This window comes from Belliella alkalica (genome assembly GCF_022549785.1).
Classification (GTDB): Bacteria; Bacteroidota; Bacteroidia; order Cytophagales; family Cyclobacteriaceae; genus Belliella; species Belliella alkalica.
Map to the genome: position 1 here is coordinate 117,189 of NZ_JAKZGO010000002.1, position 19,257 is coordinate 136,445.

A 19,257-nucleotide genomic window follows, 5' to 3' on the forward strand; every position below is an offset into this window, starting at 1 on the left:
TGTGTCCTCACAGCCCTGTAACCAGATTGTGTCCCTACTGCCCGAAAACCGTATATTGTCTAACAGATCTTTAAATCCAAAATCCCTAACAATTCCATAATAAATCCCTAACCAAAACCAGATGGAGAGCAGGTAAATTGCAGTATGAAAAATCTCCTGAAAATATTCATTCTGTGCATATTGATACAGCAATTGACTTTTGTCACTGCAGCGGCTCAGCAAGCTTTTTTCCAAAATGGTGTGACTGCACACCGAGGAAATTCTTCGGAGTTTCCGGAAAACTCCATGCCTGCTTTTGTTAGTGCTTTGGAGTTGGGAGTTGATTGGATTGAGTTGGATGTATTTCTTTCTGCCGATGGCAAGGTGGTAGTCACGCACGACAAGAATCTCAAGAGAGTTTCGGGAGTGGATATGGAGATAGCCGCACATACTTTTGATGAGATTGCATCTGTGGACATCGCTTGGGATTTTAGAAACAGACATCAGCTTTCTTTGGAAGAATCGCCCAAGCTGATAGTGCCACTTTTGGAAGACGTGCTCAAATTGATTGTTTCACAGTCGAAAACCAGACTTTCCATCCAACCAAAGATGGATTGTGTGGATGAGGTATTTGAGTTGATCGACAAATATCAGGCAGCAGCTTGGGTAGGGTTTAATGATGCCAACCTTGAGTTGATGAAAAAAGTGAAATCGAATAATTCTGCAGTTCTTGTTTTTTGGGATAGGCTTCCAGATACAGCTATTGACAAAGATATTGAGACTGCGAGAGCATTTGGGTTTGAGGCTTTGGTTATCCATTATTCCGGAATTACGGCAGAAAAGGTAGCAAAGATAAAGGCTGCCGATATGGAAATAGGGGCATGGACAGTGAATGATATAGGAGTGATGGAGTCATTGTTGGAGTTGGGAGTGGAGCGAATCTATACTGATTACCCAAAGGAATTACTCAAATTGAAGATGGAAAATTGATTAACAAATTAATGAAGCAAACCGATTTTTAGACAATAACCCTTTCAACAAAAATTGACTAATAAGCTCATTTGCATTATATTTGATTAATCTGCTATTAAGAATGAAAATCACAAAAAAAAATATTGAAAAGATAAAGAAGGTTTTTGAAGGAGCACCAGTTGATAGAGCCTTCATTTTTGGTTCTTATGCAAGAGGAGATGCGGATAAGAACAGTGATATTGATATTTTGGTTGAGTTGAACTATAATCAACATATTGGTTTGGGTATTATCAAGCTCAAAAATGACTTGGAGGAAATTCTAAAGAAGCCTGTAGATCTTCTAACAAGTAACTCTATTTCTAAACACCTCCTTCCCTTCATAGATTCAGATAAGCAAATGATCTATGAAAGGTGAATTTGGAGACCCTCAGCGATTGATTCATATCTTAAAAGCAATTGAAGAGATAGAAAGCTATATTGATGGAATTGACTATTCATCTTTTTTAGAAAAGTCAGTTGTTAAGTTTGCAGTAATAAAACAGTTGGAAATAATCGGTGAGGCAGCCAATCACATTTCAAATGAATAACAAGCTATTACTCCTGAGATCAGTTGGAGGGAAATTATCAGCCTAAGGAACTTTTTGGTTCATGAGTATTTTGGTATTGACGAAGTCATTATTTGGCAGATAATTACTGTTGATATTTCAGAACTGAAAGAGAAGTTGAAAGTCATATCTTTTGAAAATTAAGAATTAATCTAATCAAATGTTCATATAATCTAGTGTAAGAGTACATTAGATCTAATTATATTATGATGTAATGTCCTGTTACCCTCGGTTTGTGTCCCCGCAAACCGAAACTCCTACTTTGTTTTCACTGCAAGCTTAAACCCCTTTTCTTGCATAGAATGTTCAATAAGGACACAGAACATGGATTGTAGCAGGAGCATATTAAGGTTTAATTGCAAACTAAACCTAGTCAGTTGGGGTCTATAAATACAATTTCTTTCAAAAAGTGTTCATTCGAGTTTATCTGCATTAAATATTCTTACTCAAAATAAAATCAAAAAATCAGCTTAATTTGCAAGCTCATCGATTAAATTTTATGTATTATCTGTTCATTACAATTAGATTACAAAATGATTAAATACCAATAAACCAATAACCAATAACTAATAACTAATCAACCAATAACCAATCAACCAATAACTAATAACTAATAACCAATCAACTAATAACCAACCATTAACCTCCTAAAGATCATCCGCAGGATTTCATGAAAAAACTAACCTTCTGATATCTCTGTGGATATATAATATCAATTCATGTTTGGCGCTCTCTTTCTAATCATATTTCTTTTTCTTATTACCCAGCCTTTGTTGGGTAAGATTCAGAGAGACCATCCCTACCTGAAGGTGAGTTTTATGAATAAGCTTTTTTGGTATCACATGTTTTTTGGGGGAGTTTATTATACGTACACCTTATTCAATAGATCAGATTCCAAGCTATATTATTATCGAGCAAAAAACGGTTGGGACAATTGGTTTGACGCCTTCAATACAGGTACCGATTTTATGGAATGGCTTGCCTATCCATTTGTGAATTATTTCTTTTTCAACTTTGAGATGACCATGTTTTTGTTCACATGGTTTGGTTTTATTGGTTTTATCTATTTTTATCTTTTTTTCAAAGAAAACCTTCGCTTCAGCCTGAAGATCAAAGGATATGATATCATTACCATCATCCTTTTTCTTCCCAATATGCACTTTTGGACAGCATCTTTGGGGAAAGGCGCGGTGATTTTTGGAGGTCTGGGCTTATTGATCTATGGATTGTCCCAGCCAGGCAAGAGAATCCCACATTTGTTGATCGGGGCCTATGTTTCCTACATGGTCAGACCACATATTTTGGTGGCGGTATTGATAGGGATGGCAGTAGGGTTTATATTGGGAAAAGAAAAAGTCCCGATTTACCAGAAAGTCCTAGTTTCGGTAATTGGTTTGGTTTTTAGCATCATTATGTATGATAAAATCCTTCTGTACCTAGGCTATGATCCTAACAACTTTCTAGAGTCATTTGAAGAAGAATCAGCGCTCAATGCCCACAGGCTAAGTTACTCTGCAGGTTCGGCCGTAGATATGTCCAACTACAATCTACCAATGAAGCTTTTCACCTTTTGGTTTAGGCCTTTATTTATTGATTCGCCAAATATTTTGGGAATAATAGTTTCCATAGAGAATGTTTTGTATCTCTATATGTTTAGCCGTATTATCAACAAAGACTTTATCAAATACATCAAAGTTGCCCCTGCGATGGTCAAGATGGCAGGCGTAGTATTTATCTCCATTTCCATCTCCATGACCTTTATCATGTCCAATTTGGGGATCATTATCAGGCAAAAAAGCCAGATTATGTACTTCATGCTATTTGTGATTATTGCATTTCTCGATTGGCAAAAAACAAATAAACTCAAAAAACGAGCCCTTATCTACAATAGGATCGTGGAAGAAGAAAGAAGGCGCAGAGAGGAGTTTGAAGTACAAAGTACCAAGTATGATGTACCAAGAGGTGAGTGAGAAGAGAGACGCAAGATATGAGATAGGAGATATGAGACGTGAGATATGAGAGTCAAGAATCAAGAAGCAATTGCCCTGAAACGCCTGTCCCGAGGATATCGGGAGGCAATTGACATTAGCATAGGGTTATAACCCTATGCTTGGATAAAAAGACATGTTCATTTCTGCCCTGAAAAGCCTGTCCCGCATCCTTATCGGGAGGCAATTGAATGGTCGTCGGAAGTTAAGAAAAACAATAAAAAAAGTGTCAAGTAATTTCAGGACGCGACAATGACTACTATTGTCACCTTGATCGCAGGATAGGTCTCAATCTAATCTTAGAAGGCGAAGTATAAAAATGACTCAGCCATATGAACCCAGTTCGAGATTTCTCCCTTGCCTCCCTAAAGTGAGGTAAAGTCAAAATGACTACTAAGTCACCTCGATAGCAAAAGGTTAAGGTAACCGTAATTAAACTATAGATTCACTTTGCATCTTTGCGCGAAATTCCAATCGACAATCATATAATCAAACCCATTCAAAAAAAGCACCTTTGCTCCTTTGCTAAATCCTTTGCGAGAAAATTCACTCCAAAAACTTAATCTAAAAAAACTTGAAAATACTACACTTGATAAAATCCCTTGGACGGGGAGGAGCGGAGAAATTGATTCTGGAAACAGCAGCTGTGCACCAGGAAAGTTTTGAGTTTTCATGTATCCATTTTTACCACCGTGAAGGAAATATTGTAGAGGAAATGGAGCAGGTTGGAATAAATGTGAGTTTTTTACCATCATCCAACCTAGGCTTGTTCAAACAAATATCCCCTGTCAGGAAATATGTAATTGACAATAAGATAGACCTTATCCATGCCCATTTGCCTTGGGCAGGGATTTTGGGAAGGTTTGTGGTTAGAGGATTAGATATTCCATTGGTATATACAGAACACAATACTTGGGATAGGTATAAGAAAATCACCTATTGGGCGAATCGCTTAACCTTCAAGAAACAAGATGTTGCCATTGCAGTTTCGAATGAAGTGGCACTTTCCTTTCGTTTGAATAGTTTTTTTAGTCCTTTCAAAATCGAAGAGAAACCCAAATTAAAATTGATACAAAATGGTGTCAATACAGATAAGTTTTTAAGGAATACTGAGGAAGGAAGTAGAATCCGCAAGTCTCTTTCCATTCCTGAAGGGGCATTTGTGATTGGAAATGTAGCTGTTTTTCGGGTCCAAAAGAGGCTTTGGATTTGGGTAGAACAAGCTTTAGAAATATTAAAAAGTGCTCCAGAAGTTCATTTTGTTCTGGTAGGAGCAGGGCCATGGAAAGAGAAGATCGAAAAACAGATTGAAGACTCAGGCAAAAGGAGTAATTTTCATTTGGTAGGTTTGCAGAAAGATGTTTTGCCTTTTCTATCGATGATGGATACATTTATGATTTCATCGGAATATGAAGGTTTGCCAGTAGCCATGCTTGAGGCTATGAGCTGCGAAGTTCCTGTTGTTTCCACTGCCGCAGGAGGAATCGCTGAAGTGATTTCCCATGGCGGAGATGGCTTTGTTTGCGAAGTGGATGAATACCAGGAATTGGCGGGATTTGCACTCAAATTGATCAATGATCCCACAACCCATCAAGAAATGTCAAAATCAGCAAGGAGAAAAGTGGTGGATTTATTTTCTTTGCAAAAGATGGTGTTGAATCTAGAGGAAGTTTATTCTGAGTTTGCGCAGACTGAGACAAAAGGATGAAGGCTGAAAGAGGAAAGACATGTGACACTACGTCACCTCTCTCCCGAAAGCATTTGGGAGAAGCTTGTCCCGCAGACCTTGCGGGGAGGTCTCGTCCCTTTTTGAAACTGGAAAGTTAAATTGAAGTTGGGGTGTAAAATTCAGTTCGAGATTTCTCCCTTGCCTCCCAAATGTGAGGTAACCTCCCAAATGAGAGGTAACCTCCCAAATGTGAGGTAAAGTTGAAACGACCAATCCACTTGCTAACCCAACTTTTCAACTTTCAAACCTTCCAACCTTTAAACCCAATTTTCCAATCCCCCAATCTTCCAATTCAAAAATCCTCTCCTCCATGAACCACCCAATCTTCACCATTTCTCTTGACTTTGAACTCCTTTGGGGTGTGTTTGATAAAGTTGGGAATGTCATAGACAGAGAATACTTCTTGAAGACTCGTCGATTGATTCCGGAGATGCTAGCGCTTTTCCAGAAGTATCAGATTGAAGCAACATGGGCAACTGTTGGGATGCTTTTTGCTGAAAATGAAGAAGAGTGGAATAGTTACCAACCTTCTTTGAAGCCATCATACACTGATTACAATCTCTCAGCATATCATTGGGTTAGAGCAAATAAGCTTGATTCTATGTGTCACTTTGCACCGGAAATTATCAGAGATATCATGAATTGCCCTGGTCAGGAGATTGGTTCCCATACCTTTGCCCATTATTACACCTTATCCAAAGGGCAGACACCATTACAGTTTAGGGCAGATTTGCAAGCAGCTCAAAAGATTGCAAAAGATAAGTTTGATTTGAGTCTGAAATCATTGGTTTTTCCAAGAAACCATGTCAATCCCTTGTATATGGATATTTGTTTGGAAGAAGGTTTTGAGCAAGTTCGAGTCAATCCACCAAAATGGTATTGGCAAGAAACGCAGCATGAAGGATCGTTGAAAAAAGCTGTGAGAACACTTGATTGCTATTTTGGTTTTGGAGAAAGGTCATCATACGATGGACAAAAGGTGGTTTTTTGGCAAGAAAAGCTCAAATTGATCCCGGCATCTAGGATCTTGAAGCCAATAAATCAAAAATCTCCATTAACCAACACAAGGAGGATTCAAAGGATCAAAGAGGAAATGAGTTTGGCAGCCAAATATCAAGAGGTTTATCACCTTTGGTGGCACCCCCACAATTTCGCTGTCGATCCAATCCAAGCTTTGAGGGAATTGGAATCAATTCTTGCACATTATCAATTTTTGAATGGAAAATATGGCATGAAATCTATGTCTATGCAGAGTTTTGGTGATTTTTTGAATAAATAGAAATTGCAATATGTTTACAAGAAATGTAGTGTCTATTATAAAAAATCCCCTAGTGCCCCTCGTGCAACCTTAGTGCTTTTCACCTCAGCGATACTACGCGAGAGCCAGACTTATATCATCCCGACAGATTGCTTTACAAACTCCGTCAAGTCCTTGTCAGCAATAAATGATTAGTCTAAAAGTAGAATTCTAATATTTGGAAATTATATGAGTTGATAATGATAAATAATCATTTCAATCTTTAACCTTTATTGAAACCTTTATATATTTTTCTTTTGAATCCGTTTCTAGGACAACATATACATGACCTAGGTTTTTCAATTGACTCCACGGAACTGTTACTAAAAGAAATTCTTTTGAATTAGGTTTAACATGATAAGATGAAATTTCATAAGCTGTACAGGAACAATGTGGATTTATTGACGAGATTTTTATTTCAGAACTACTTTTATTTTCAAACTCAAATCTCACGTTTATATTATTTTGTATATTTTTATTTTCTTCAGATACATAATGTACCTTAGTTTTGAAAGTTAATCCATCCATAAAATTAAAACACAGAACGGATATACTTACAACAATAAATATTTTACCAAGCAATGTCATAAGATTTTAGGGTTTTGATGATTTCTTGAATATAGGCAGAATTCTTTGCCAAGTAATCTTTGGATGCAGCGTCGTCACCTTTGAATTTTTCATGGTAAGTATAACTATCACTAACAAGTTTTAGTGACTTATTTGTCTGGAAGGCATATCTTGCCCCAGAACTGGCTTGAAGGCTAGAGAATATTGCAGCATTATATATATAATCTGGATTTTGAGTATAGACACCAAATGAGCTGAAGAGTCCATCTTTTTGTGGGGGATTCAAATACCGCTCAGGGAGGGATACTGTTTTGGGGAAATCATAAACTACACAGCTGATGTCCGTAATCTCAGCTTGATCGTCGATTTTGAATTCTAAATTTGAAAAGAATGCAAAATCCTGATCTTGGATAAAGCTGATTTCACCTGATAAATCATAGTCAATGCCATTTGGGGATTTAAATGGTTGCTTGAGTATTCCTATTTTCTTGATGCTACCATCTGCATTGACATGCACTTCTGCATCAAGCCCGACTATAATGAAAATCTCTGCATCTTTTTGGACAAGTTTAGCTAACTCCCACTTTGAATTCTTTGATCTAAGGATATTGAGGAGTAAGTCCTGAGTGAATGTCGATACTAGCGCCATTTTAGATTTGATTGGAAGCTCTAGTTCAGGAGCTACTCTCAATATACTATGCTGTGCCAAAAAACCCATGTAACCCAGATGAAACCTGTCATTTTTTTTACTCCTATCCTTCAAGCCACCTAAAGTCATCATGCCAAAACTTTCCCATTGATAACTTGGGTTAGATTCACTCATAAAGCTCTTAACTATATGGACATTATCTGACATTGATTGTATTTGCTTTTTTGCCCGATTGATAAGTTCACTGTCTTTGTAACCTTTTATTTCTGACTCGGCCATGTCTATCACCTCAGGCGTAAGCTGGATGATGTTTTCATCAGCTTTCAGGTCAGAAAGGCAGAAGTTCCTGTCTTCAAAACCAAGGTATCGTATAGTATAGTCACAATGATCATCTTGGCGATCAATAGTCACTTTTCCATACTTGTCACCTATGAGTACACTATTATTATTACCTATTGATAAGGTAAAAAAAGGCAATGGCTGATGATTTTCATCAACAACAGTCAATACTTGAGATAAAACGTCGAATGAAAAAAGAACTAACAAAACTGTAGATAATACTCTCATAGTCATAGCTTAAATTTAAATATCCCCAATATATCATTCTCTTCATCTATAAGGCCATCTGCATAGTAATAATCTCCGATTTTTCCCAGTACTTGAAATCTCTCAGGTACTTCTACATCCCCTATAAGTACATGGTTTTGGTATATTTGAAGTCTAGCAGTACCCTGATCGATTCCCTGTGGATAATAAGTCCTGAAGGTGATATTCTCTTGAATATCTTGGTGAAGAAAATGATAAAAACCAGCCCTTCTTAAATCAGATTTATAGTTATCTAACGCATCATCAATGGCTTTAGTTTTTGGATAACTAACATTCACATTTTTGCCCTCCACCCCATATTTATACAAAAGCTTACCATCGTGATCATAGGCGTGCACCAAAGGATCAATGGCAAAAGATAGGAGAACAACATCTTTACTTTTGCTGAAAAATGAAAAATCAAAATTGGGAACAAATAACTGGTTAAGATATTCTTGTGATCTTGTAACCATTCCTTTCCCAATTTGCTTGGTCTCCAAGTTATACTTTCCGAATACATAGACAGTTCTGTAATACTCCTCGGATATGTAGCCGTTTAAATCTGGATGACTCATCGTCATTGGAATAAGGATCTCATTAGCTTGCTCGTTGAGAATAAATGGGGTATTGTAGCCACCAAGTTTCCAATCAATTTCATATAGACCAAGCATCTCCGCAGTAGGCTTGCTGAGCATGTCTTCATAGGATTCAGTGTAGTCCCATGCTATTGGATAAGCATCTACTTTTTGAAAATTGTCATCAAATACTACAAACTGAAAATTATCAAGAACAAGATGTTGTCCATCTAAGGAAAATGGCAGAAAACCATGAATTACATTTTGATTGTCTGGTCCTTGTCCCTTGCCTAAGTAGCTTCCTAGCATTGCTCCTGCTTGATCATAGGCCGTGATGGTACTGAAAATCTGATCTACAAAGAACACTTGATCTTTGGCAACTTGCAAGAACCCGACTCCTGAAAAATAATCTTTTTCCAAAATCAAGGTATCAATGGTTAAAGAACGAATACTTATATCTTGTTCTTGAAATATTTGTACAGTATTCTGATCCTTAGAACTACAACCTATGCACAAGAGGATTAGGAGTATGAAAGTAAAACTTTTCATGTTAGATACTTTAAAGAATTTATAAGTTAAAGTTATGCTTTTATGAATCTGTTAGAAACAGCATATATATAAATTGATCCATAATAATTTTAAAGGCTAAAGCATTTAGCTTTAGCCTTTGTCAAATTAATCAGTAGGACAGTTTGAGGTAGATGAAGAACAATCTCCTTGACCACATCTTGCTCTAAAAGAGATTAAGTTCCCTCCATAACAACCACCAGATTTACAACGACATAAATTCTCCTCTGGATGATCAGGCCAATCAGGTAGTTCAATTGTTTGAGCTGAAAGTGGATTAAAACTCATAAAACCTAAACCAAGTGCAAGTAATGTAATTTTCACTTTTCTCATGATTATAAAATTTAATTTGTTAATAAATTGATTAAAAAGATTTTAGCGCCAAAAACTTGATCTAAATATATCCCCCCCCATAATTAAAAGTCAAGTTATACTTAAAAAAATAATATAAGCTTTTAGATAAGTAGTTGATTTTCACTTAGAAAAAAATTTACATAAGAATAGTAATAAATTGTTATAAAATTATCTCCTAAATATATTAAAAATGAATATTATGATGATAAAAGTTATTTTATTGTAAATAGGGTGATAGTACTAAGAAACAAGTGACAAAACGCTTTAGTTATCTACCCCTAAGTCTAATTTTTTAGATAAGATTGACTTGTTATCAATTAGTAACCCGATATTATATTTGGTTATGATATGAGTTTGAGGAAGGTTATTTCAATAAACTTCATAAAAGTTCTCTTTACAAAAATTCCAACATTAGGAGTTTATACTATTATTTGGAGTCTCCCTATTATACAAAAACCCCAAAAACATCTCCAACAGATATTTCTAGGGTTCCTATCATTTTATATTTCTCTGCGTCTTGGTGGTTAGGATTTACCACGGAGTACACAAAGGATTTCACGAAGTTCACAAGAAATGAAGTGTCAATTATAAAAAATCAATTCTTTGAAAATGAATAAAAAACGACCCACTGATTTTCCTTTATGTCTGTGATTTTGTAACCCATATTTTCTGTCAATTCCAAAAATCCCTCGACATCTGGAGCTTCTTTTGGATAGGCATGTTTATAGTAATTGTATATCAACAATCCAAAGTCGTCAGGAGCTAGATTTTCAAAGTGTTCGAGCTCCTCAATGGCAAAGAGTTTTTCTTGGTTGACGCTATCATTGGGAAATAAAACTTCCCGGCTAAAGTGGACAAAATTATTTACCACTAGAATTTTTTGATCAGGAGATGCAACGGCAGCTTGAAGCTCTTGCATGAATTTTGGGTAGTTTTTCAATTGCTTTTGGTAATGAAAACTTAAAATCACAGCAATCAATAGCATAGCCGAAATAGTTGTTTTCTTTAGCCAAAGTTTACTTTTTCCTATAAAAAGCAAAGCACATCCAAATACTAGTAGGAACGCACCATTTTTATAGTCACCTAAAAAAAAGCCTATCAAAGCTCCGAGCAAAATTGTAACACCAATATAGGTACTTGAAGCTCTTTTTTCCAACCAATATTTCCATCCAAATCCAATCAATACAGCAAGGACTGGAATCAAGATGATGAGATGTCTTGGGTTCAGATAAATGGGATTGTAGAAGCCTAGGTTGGTGGTCATAAACCAAAAACCAAGAAGGAGACAAATCAATGCCAATGAGAATTCAAATGCGACTTTTTGTTTTTTCACCAATCCTAAATATACACCTGGCGCTGCAAGAACAAGCCATATCCAATATGACCTTTGCACAAAGGTGATAAATGGTGTGATTGTAAGCCTTTTCAGTATGGCAAAGCCTCCCTTGTCATTGTAAGAATACTCTGAAATGTAATGACCGGCATTTACAGAATTGATCCTGTAAAATGCGTCCCCAAATTCATACCAAAAGTATCCCAAATACAAACTCCCTAACATCACACTGAACAAACCAACCCATAAATGGAATTTGAATGGTTTTCTATCCTTCCAATCCATTAAAAATAAGATCACGGGAAATGGAAATAAGTAAATGATGGTTTCCTTGGTCATAAAACCTATTAAAATTGCTAAAACCAAAATAAATGCGCTTAAAATAGGTTTTGAAGTTCTGTAAATAGAAGCAAATGGAATTAAAACAGCCCAAAATACAAGAAGTCCATCAGGATAGACTTTTGGAAGAAAATGAAGAAGGTAAACATGGGAAACAAAAAATACTGAAGCCCAGATTTGTTGTTGACGGAATGCTAGGCATTTGATGATTATCAAAAGAGAAAAGATATATGCTATTAGTGTAGGTATGGTGGCAAGCCTATCATTCAAACCAAATATTTTGGTGGATACACCTGAAAAAATATATGAACCAAATCTGCTACTGAAATGATAGGAGTTAACAACATTTTCACCATTCCAAAACGCATGACCTGTAAGAATGTAAAACACATCATCACTAAAAGTGATTCCATCGTATCCAAAAAACCAAAAAAGTACCAGAAAAGTACTGCTTATTATAAATATTTGTTTTTGATCGATTCTCGAACTCATGATTCAAATATACTATCAATTCGTGTTTGAGCAATTATTTCAAAATAACTTCAAATTCTTCGCTAAAATTGGAGATGCTATTTTTGGTATGTGAAAAACAATATTTTTAATATGAAATAAATATATGTTTTTGAACTGATTTTTAGGTTAATGATTGGTTAAAACCTCATAATCATTGTCAGTATGAAATTCTTTGAGATATTATTTTATTATCTATATTTGGTTTCAAAGTATCATTATAGACCCATTCATGAAGCATTTCGCTTACGCAATTTTATTGATCCTACTGGCAAGTTCTTGCATCAGCAATAAAAGAATCACTTACTTACAAAATCTACCAGGAAACGAAGTTATCGATATAGATGAGTTTATCCCATATGCAAATGTTGAGTACAAGTATGTATTACAACCTTTTGATATTGTTGATATAGATTTTGCTAGTTCTGATCCTGAACTTACTGAAGCATTTACTTTTCAAGGAACAAAAAATATCCGCGGGGGTATGATGGGTGCAGGTGGTGGAGGGGATCTATTTTATTTCACTGGCTATTCGATTGACGAGTTGGGATTTATAGAACTACCCAAATTAGGAAAAATTCATATCGCCGGTCTTACAGAGAATCAAGCAAAAGTAAAAGTACAAGAAGCTATCAATGAATATTTTAAAGATGATGTTTTTGTAAAATTAAGGACTGCAGGGATAAGATATACGACAATTGGAGAGTTTGGAGCAAGTGGTACACATGTTATTTTGAGAAATAGAGCAACAATTTTTGATGCTTTGGCATCTGCTGGGGAGTCAAATATTTTGGCCAAAAGGAATAAATTATTTGTCATAAGGCAATATGATGGAGGGACAAAAATACACCAAATCAATCTACATGACAGAGCATTGTTGGCGTCTCCATTTTACTTTATTCAACCGAACGATATTTTGTACCTTGAGCCTATGAAAATTCGTCAATTTGGGAATGCTGATAATCTTTCCTCAAGTTTACAACTATTCGCTACTTTTTTGGCATCAGGATTATTGATATTTGGTTTAGTAAGAGGAAGTTTATAGAATATGGAAAAGTTTGATATTAGTCAGCTTGACAACGATGATAGTGAATTAGAAGTCAGGTACATAGTGGCGAGATATCTACGTTTCTGGCCATGGTACATTCTATTCATTGTGTTGTTTTTGGTAGGGACTTATTTTTTTCACAGATATACTGAGGATGAGTATTCGGTATCAGGCACCATGGTGTTTCGGAATACTGTCAAGCCAGAATCGAGAATCTTGGATCGTTCGGCAATTTTCTCCAATCAAAACAGTCTGGATAATGAGATTTTGATGCTTTCTTCGAAAAATCTTGCCAGGGAAGCCTTGTCAAAACTGCATTTCGATGTTGAGTATTTTGCAAAGACAAATATCAAGACGATAGAATTGTATAATAGTACTCCTATCCATGTAGAAGTGGATTGGGATCATATGCAGATTCAAAATGTACCAATTCAACTCCATATATTATCTACAAACACTTTTAAGTTACTTCCAGAAGTAGGTGGTTTTTTTGATTTTAATCCTGCCTATGCGCAATTGGATGAAGGAATTTTTGATAAGGTATTTAATTTTGGAGATGAGATTGAAACCGCCAGAATGAAGTTCAAAGTTCATTTAGTAAATCCAGGTAGAGTGGGAGATGTGATTATTTTCACACTTAGGAGTCCATCAAGCCTAGAGGAGAAAATGACAAAAGCCATCAATATCAAGTTGGTCAATGCTGGCGCTTCTGTGCTTGAGATAAAGATGGTAACTACTGTAGTTCCCAAAGGTAGAGATTACATCAATGCTTTGATGGAAGCCCATTTGGAGCATGAATTGAGAGAAAAGAACAGGAACACCGAAAATACTTTGAAGTTCATTGAGGAGCAGTTGGGCTTTTTGGAGGATTCTTTGAAAAACAAAGAGCGAGAACTCCAAAATTTCAAAGTCCAAAACAAAATGATCAATGTAAGTGAGGAGTTTTCTGATGTTTTGGGTAGGATAAATAGATTGGACGATTCTGTCCAAGAACTGGATTTTCAGATTTCATACTACACTTCTGTCAAAGATTACATGCAAGAAAAAACCAGTGATTTTTCTCAGATTATAGCACCTTCAGTAGTTGGAATTCCTGATCCATTACTCAATGGACTGATTCAAACTTTGGTCACCCTGTCGCAAGAAAGGCGGAAACTGCTAGCATCAGTCAACGAGATCCATCCAGAAATCAAGAAGATTGATGTTCAAATGGAGAAAGTGCAGGAAGCTCTGTTAGAAAATGTTTTGAATTTGATAGACAATACCAAAAAGAAGAAGGCACTAGTGCTTGCTAACATAGCTAACTATGACAGACAGTTTTCAAGTCTTCCTGAATCTGAATCCCAATATGCAAGTATATTTAGAGAATATAGATTGCGAGAAAATCTTTATACTTATCTGCTTGAAAAAAGAGCCGAAGCAGGAATAGCTAAAGCTTCAAATGTTTCTGATAATGCCATTTTGGACTATGCGAAAATGGGCTCTTTGGTATTCCCAAAAAAAGAGAGTAACTATCTAATGGCTATTGCCTTGGGTTTCTTTTTACCATTTGGATTTTTGGCACTTAGAGACGTGATGGATCAAAGGATAAGGAATCAGCGGGATTTGAAAAAGAACTTTATGATTCCACAACTTTCCATAATTGGCAAAAGTGATAATGAAACCAATATGGTGGTCTTAGAGCATCCTAAGTCAGCTGTAGCTGAATCTTTTAGATCTCTAAGGTCAGCAATAAACTATATCGCCGCAGACAAAGATTCGAAGAAAATACTGGTGACATCAAGCGTTTCTGGTGAAGGGAAAACTTTCACATCTATGAACTTGGCTTCTATTATGGCATTGGGGGGAAAGAAAACGGTGGTAGTCGATGCCGATCTCAGGAAACCAAAGCTAGCAAGTTATTTTGGACATTCTGGAAAAATAGGCTTGTCTACTTTTCTTATAGGAAAAGCATTGGAAGAAGATATTATCATACCTACTGCAAATGAAAATCTTTATTTTATCCCATCAGGTATCATTCCTCCAAATCCTGCGGAATTGCTTCAGACACAGAAGTTGAAAGATTTCTTACTATACTTGGAAGAAAACTTCGATATGGTGATTTTTGATACGCCACCATTAGGTCTTGTCTCAGAGACTATTGATTTGACACGATTATTTGATTTAAATCTATATGTTGTCAGACAGGATTATACCTTAAAAAACCATTTGGTAATGATCAATGATCTATTCCTCAATAAGCAAGTGAAGAATGTTTATGGGATTTTTAATGGTATGGAAGACTCTGGATATAATTATAAAGGTTACAATTATGGTTATGGAAACGCCTATATTTATTCTCAAAAAAATAAATACATCTATAACTATTATGGTCAGGACAAGAAACCAAGACAATACAAAAACTTGTTTTTTAAGTTCATTTCCTATTTTAAAGTGAAATAGTTATTATTTTGTTTTATCAAACAACCCCAAATTCTCCATTACATGATTACAGCACTTATCCCAGCTCGATATGCTTCTACTCGCTTTCCTGCCAAATTAACACAGGAATTGTGTGGTAAATCAGTTATTCAAAGAACGTATTTGAGCACGCTTGAAACTGGACTTTTTGACCAAGTAATCGTAGTGACTGACCACGAGGAAATTGTAAAGCAAATAAAAGAAGTGGGTGGTCAAGTGTTTTTTAGCACAACAGCACACGAGAGTGGATCTGATAGGATAGCAGAGGCTGTCAGAGACATCGATACAGACATCGTAGTAAATGTTCAGGGTGATGAACCTTTTCAAGACCAAAAGTCCTTGTATGATTTGGTTCGTGCTTTTGATGACCCAAGTGTACAAGTAGCATCCATGATGTTCAATATTTCAATTGAAGATGCACATAATCCCAATTCAGTAAAGGTTGTATTAGATCAAAATTCTAATGCAATGTACTTTAGCAGGTCTCCAATCCCTTATATTCGCGAACAAGCGGAAGATTTTCAATATTGGAAACATGTGGGTATATATGCATATAAAAAGAGCGCACTTTTAGAATTCACGACCAAGCCAAAATCTAAACTAGAACAAATCGAAATGTTGGAGCAATTGAGACTCTTGGAACATGGCGTAAAGATAAAAATGGTACCTACATCCCACCAAGCTATCGCAATCGACGTACCCGAAGATCTTGAAAAAGCAATCGCATATTTTAAAATGAATAATGGCTAGGGATGGGTTGATTTGGGGTGAAAAGTTTAGATGTTCAACTTTATGAGTTAAACAATTAACGCTTAATTTTCCGAAAGTCAGTTGATTGAGTGAATGAGGATCTAAAGGATTAATAGGTAAAACGCTTAATATCTAAACTCATACCAACTCCCGATACCTTATACTTCTATATTATGAGTATCCGCAATGTTGCACTTTAGGTAAGAAGGAGCTTTGTAAGTTACGGATACTCGTCAGCAGTTTACAGTCAACAGAACCACGAATCGTTCATCCGACAATCTATTGTTTGGCGACGAGCAAGAAGGTGGATAGTCATACTTCTTTATATTCAAAACTCACTTTGATTTTAGTTCCTTTTCCTACTTCACTTTCGATAACGAGGGATCCATTGTTTTTCTCAACATAACCTTTGCAAAGGGCAAGGCCTAACCCTGTTCCTTTCTCGTTGTCCGTACCGAAGTTTGAAACAAGTTCATTTTTATTTAGTTTTTCCAACGTTTCAGGATCTATACCCACACCATTATCTTCTATTGAGATTTTAACTATATCATTTTCAGTTCTTGCAATACAAGAAATTGACCCTTCCTCATTAGTGAACTTTATAGCATTGGCAATCAGATTTCTAAAAGAGATTTCCACCATCTGTTTGTCTGCATAGAGCATTATTTCGTCATCAATATCAAGATTGATTTTTAGTTTTTTGTGATCAATAGCATAAAGCAAAGAGTCTACGACTTCTAAAAACAATGATTTCAGCTGAAACCATTCGTGCTGAATCGATTCGCCTTCTTTTTGGCTCAAAGCCCAATGCAGCAAATTTTCCAAAGTAACACCAGCCCTTCGTATTTCATTGTTCAAATGTGGCATGATTTCACTAAGCTCTTCAATGTTCAATTGCTTTTCAGTCAGAAGTTCTGTTACAGTTATTAGTGAATTTACAGGTCCTTTTAGATCATGTCCTATGACTCCAAAAATCTGATTTTGATGGTTATTGAGGCTTTTTAGGTTCTTGGCAAGTGTGGCGATTTCTTTATTCTTTTGGTGGAGAAGCTGATTTCTGACTTTTGATTTAGAAAGATTTTTGGCCACTAGTATAAAAAGAATGACAATGGCACATATCAGAAAGATCAATTGTCCGATAATTAATGCCTTTTGTTTATTGCTTTGTTCCTTATTTTGAAGCTCCAAATCGAATATAGCTTTTTCACTTTCTATCTTTTTTGTTGCTTCAATTCGGGCGATCTCTAGAGTTTGCTCTTTTCTTCTTAGGGAATCTTTATATGTATAATGATTTCTTAAGCTACTTAATGCCCCTTTTATATCCCCCGTGTCTTCTTGGAGTGCTGCTACTGTGTGATATGCATCGGAAATATTAAAAACAGACCCTGATTTCAGTGCATTTGTAAGTGATTTTTCTGCGAATTTTAAAGCCTCCTTTGGGTTCTCAGTTACCACATAGTATTTGATTTGGCTCGTGTAGGCGTATGCTAGGGCTTCGAATTCAGATGATTCTATTGCAGCAATCAATCCTTTGTCAAAATATTTTTTTACTGAATCAATTTTCCCATTTGCGCCAAACTGATTCCCCAAATTTAGATAGGCATTAGATATGTATGCGCTTTCTCCAGACTTCTCTAAGTCTCTAATGGCTTCATAGTAGGTTGGCAATGCTTCTTCAAATGATTTCAAATTTGCCAAAACCATCGCTTTATTCAATTTGTAGTTGGCAATATTGCTTAGACTTTCATTCTCGTCAGCCATATCTATTGCCTCTTGATGATATGCTAATGCTTTTTCGAAATCTCTTTCTCTAAAATATACCAAGCCAATGTTGTTGGAGGTACTTGCTGATTTGTTGAAGAGTTTTTCTTTAGTAAATATGTCCTTGGCTTTTAGATAGTTTTCTACTGATTGCCCATGGTTGGATTTTTGATAATGATAGACGCCAAAATTAGTGTAGCTGTGTGCTATTCCTTTTTGGTAACCTATCTTTTGACTTGCTTCCAAGGTGATGTTGGCATAAATATACAGTGAGTCTGGGTAATTGCCTTTTAGCGAAAATGCGTGATTATTCAAATTATCTATTTCTTCAATAGATTTAGGTGCTTTTTGGACCTGGGTTACACGATCATTTTGATTTTCAAGTTCAGCTTGATTTGGGTCAAAATTTTCGGAATAAAAGGTGAAAAGGCAAAAAAAAGATAAGATGGGTAATACCATTGGTGATTTAGTAGATTACAATTATTAGCTTCAATAAAGTTAATTGAAAATAAAAATGGGGCAACATTTTGTTCAATTTATTTTATTCGATTGTCCGCAATGATAACAAAAGTTTAATTTTCATATGAAATCATGCGGAAAATCGAGACATGTGAATAGTTGTCGGTGGACAAATTGATTTTAATAGCATTATTTTGTTTGGTTACTGGTATGAAAGCGGGTAATCCTTTGGTTTCTTTGTCTGACTTATTTTTTAATTGCTTCAAGAACAGATAAAATTATGAAATCGATTTCATAATTTTTATTAGTCCAATTACAATTTTTTAGTTCTGTAAATCTGTAGTATAATACATTTGCTTTTTTTTCGAAGTCTCGTTCTTGTATGACTTTGAATAGTATAAGTTTCGCAAAATCAATTAAAACTAATTTGACTGAAAATGGTAAAACGAATTGTCATAGTATAGCTGTTGTTCTTTTCGGGGGCAGATAGTTACGTTTTATCAATGTCTTGCTATTTTTTTTAATAGTTTTGATCCAGATTAATGTTTGATGCAGATTGCCATACGTTTTTATTTTCTTCTTTTTTGAGACTTTTATTTTTTTTATTCATCGAACAAGTTTCATTCAATTTTATAAATTAATATTTTAATAATAATTATTAAACATCTCTTTAATTGAACTCGTCATAAATTTTTTAAATAAAATATGAAATCGGTTGTAATTATTGATT

Annotated in this window: 14 protein-coding genes and 1 pseudogene; 9 read left to right on the forward strand and 6 right to left on the reverse strand. The window is 35.5% G+C overall.

Features of this window, described 5'->3' with window-relative positions; genetic code table 11:
* The first annotated feature begins 144 nt into the window (after positions 1-144).
* The 6 genes and pseudogenes from MM213_RS02785 (at position 145) to MM213_RS02810 (ending at position 6,552) form a co-directional block, all read left to right on the forward strand.
* Complete coding sequence (locus MM213_RS02785; protein ID WP_241409980.1) at positions 145-969, forward strand: glycerophosphodiester phosphodiesterase; 825 nt, start codon at positions 145-147, stop codon at positions 967-969.
* Positions 970-1,072: 103 nt separating this feature from the next.
* Complete coding sequence (locus tag MM213_RS02790; RefSeq protein ID WP_241409981.1) at positions 1,073-1,366, forward strand: nucleotidyltransferase family protein; 294 nt, start codon at positions 1,073-1,075, stop codon at positions 1,364-1,366.
* Positions 1,356-1,700 (forward strand): annotated as a pseudogene (locus MM213_RS02795) (HepT-like ribonuclease domain-containing protein). Before MM213_RS02790 ends, MM213_RS02795 begins: the two are co-directional and overlap by 11 nt.
* A 674-nt stretch (positions 1,701-2,374) precedes the next feature.
* A complete protein-coding gene (locus MM213_RS02800; protein ID WP_241409982.1) occupies positions 2,375-3,526 on the forward strand; it encodes a hypothetical protein in 1,152 nt (383 codons plus the stop codon).
* A gap of 592 nt (positions 3,527-4,118) precedes the next feature.
* Positions 4,119-5,252 carry a glycosyltransferase gene (locus MM213_RS02805; protein WP_241409983.1) on the forward strand — a complete coding sequence of 378 codons (1,134 nt, stop codon included), beginning with the start codon at positions 4,119-4,121 and terminating at the stop codon, positions 5,250-5,252.
* 331 nt (positions 5,253-5,583) lie between these two features.
* Positions 5,584-6,552, forward strand: a complete 969-nt coding sequence (locus tag MM213_RS02810) for a polysaccharide deacetylase family protein (protein ID WP_241409984.1) — start codon at positions 5,584-5,586, stop codon at positions 6,550-6,552.
* A 234-nt stretch (positions 6,553-6,786) separates the two neighbouring features.
* Here MM213_RS02810 and MM213_RS02815 read toward each other — a convergent pair whose 3' ends face one another.
* The 5 genes from MM213_RS02815 to MM213_RS02835 form a co-directional block, all read right to left on the reverse strand.
* Positions 6,787-7,158 (reverse strand): DUF1573 domain-containing protein, encoded by a 372-nt coding sequence (locus tag MM213_RS02815; protein ID WP_241409985.1) that lies wholly within the window; start codon positions 7,156-7,158, stop codon positions 6,787-6,789.
* The gene (locus MM213_RS02820) at positions 7,142-8,359 is read right to left on the reverse strand and encodes a hypothetical protein (protein ID WP_241409986.1); all 1,218 of its coding nucleotides are present in this window, start codon (positions 8,357-8,359) and stop codon (positions 7,142-7,144) included. Before MM213_RS02820 ends, MM213_RS02815 begins: the two co-directional genes overlap by 17 nt.
* Positions 8,356-9,495 carry a hypothetical protein gene (locus MM213_RS02825; protein WP_241409987.1) on the reverse strand — a complete coding sequence of 380 codons (1,140 nt, stop codon included), beginning with the start codon at positions 9,493-9,495 and terminating at the stop codon, positions 8,356-8,358. The genes MM213_RS02820 and MM213_RS02825 overlap by 4 nt, the downstream gene beginning before the upstream one ends.
* Before the next feature lie 126 nt (positions 9,496-9,621).
* Complete coding sequence (locus MM213_RS02830; RefSeq protein ID WP_241409988.1) at positions 9,622-9,846, reverse strand: hypothetical protein; 225 nt, start codon at positions 9,844-9,846, stop codon at positions 9,622-9,624.
* Positions 9,847-10,462: 616 nt separating this feature from the next.
* Positions 10,463-12,031, reverse strand: a complete 1,569-nt coding sequence (locus tag MM213_RS02835; protein WP_241409989.1) for an ArnT family glycosyltransferase — start codon at positions 12,029-12,031, stop codon at positions 10,463-10,465.
* Positions 12,032-12,281: 250 nt separating this feature from the next.
* On the opposite strand from MM213_RS02835, the gene MM213_RS02840 reads away from it, so the two are divergent.
* The 3 genes from MM213_RS02840 to kdsB are packed head-to-tail and all read left to right on the forward strand — an operon-like array spanning position 12,282 to position 16,307.
* Entirely contained in the window at positions 12,282-13,094 is an 813-nt protein-coding gene (locus MM213_RS02840; RefSeq protein WP_241409990.1) for a polysaccharide biosynthesis/export family protein, read from the forward strand.
* A 3-nt stretch (positions 13,095-13,097) separates the two neighbouring features.
* Positions 13,098-15,539: a GumC family protein gene (locus tag MM213_RS02845; RefSeq protein WP_241409991.1), complete on the forward strand. Its 2,442-nt coding sequence runs from the start codon at positions 13,098-13,100 to the stop codon at positions 15,537-15,539.
* A 42-nt stretch (positions 15,540-15,581) separates the two neighbouring features.
* Complete coding sequence (gene kdsB / locus MM213_RS02850) at positions 15,582-16,307, forward strand: 3-deoxy-manno-octulosonate cytidylyltransferase (protein WP_241409992.1); 726 nt, start codon at positions 15,582-15,584, stop codon at positions 16,305-16,307.
* A 312-nt stretch (positions 16,308-16,619) separates the two neighbouring features.
* Here the strand turns inward: kdsB and MM213_RS02855 are convergent, their stop codons facing one another.
* Positions 16,620-18,527: a tetratricopeptide repeat-containing sensor histidine kinase gene (locus MM213_RS02855; protein WP_241409993.1), complete on the reverse strand. Its 1,908-nt coding sequence runs from the start codon at positions 18,525-18,527 to the stop codon at positions 16,620-16,622.
* Between the last annotated feature and the right edge of the window lie 730 nt (positions 18,528-19,257).

What these genes read in the sequence shown, in the direction of transcription:
- MM213_RS02785 (WP_241409980.1), top strand. Translation starts at nt 145, where the DNA reads ATGAAAAATCTCCTGAAAATATTCATTCTGTGCATATTGATACAGCAA.
- MM213_RS02790 (WP_241409981.1), top strand. Translation starts at nt 1,073, where the DNA reads ATGAAAATCACAAAAAAAAATATTGAAAAGATAAAGAAGGTTTTTGAA.
- MM213_RS02800 (WP_241409982.1), top strand. Translation starts at nt 2,375, where the DNA reads ATGAATAAGCTTTTTTGGTATCACATGTTTTTTGGGGGAGTTTATTAT.
- MM213_RS02810 (WP_241409984.1), top strand. Translation starts at nt 5,584, where the DNA reads ATGAACCACCCAATCTTCACCATTTCTCTTGACTTTGAACTCCTTTGG.
- MM213_RS02815 (WP_241409985.1), bottom strand. Translation starts at nt 7,158, where the DNA reads ATGACATTGCTTGGTAAAATATTTATTGTTGTAAGTATATCCGTTCTG.
- MM213_RS02820 (WP_241409986.1), bottom strand. Translation starts at nt 8,359, where the DNA reads ATGACTATGAGAGTATTATCTACAGTTTTGTTAGTTCTTTTTTCATTC.
- MM213_RS02825 (WP_241409987.1), bottom strand. Translation starts at nt 9,495, where the DNA reads ATGAAAAGTTTTACTTTCATACTCCTAATCCTCTTGTGCATAGGTTGT.
- MM213_RS02830 (WP_241409988.1), bottom strand. Translation starts at nt 9,846, where the DNA reads ATGAGAAAAGTGAAAATTACATTACTTGCACTTGGTTTAGGTTTTATG.
- MM213_RS02835 (WP_241409989.1), bottom strand. Translation starts at nt 12,031, where the DNA reads ATGAGTTCGAGAATCGATCAAAAACAAATATTTATAATAAGCAGTACT.
- MM213_RS02840 (WP_241409990.1), top strand. Translation starts at nt 12,282, where the DNA reads ATGAAGCATTTCGCTTACGCAATTTTATTGATCCTACTGGCAAGTTCT.
- MM213_RS02845 (WP_241409991.1), top strand. Translation starts at nt 13,098, where the DNA reads ATGGAAAAGTTTGATATTAGTCAGCTTGACAACGATGATAGTGAATTA.
- kdsB (WP_241409992.1), top strand. Translation starts at nt 15,582, where the DNA reads ATGATTACAGCACTTATCCCAGCTCGATATGCTTCTACTCGCTTTCCT.
- MM213_RS02855 (WP_241409993.1), bottom strand. Translation starts at nt 18,527, where the DNA reads ATGGTATTACCCATCTTATCTTTTTTTTGCCTTTTCACCTTTTATTCC.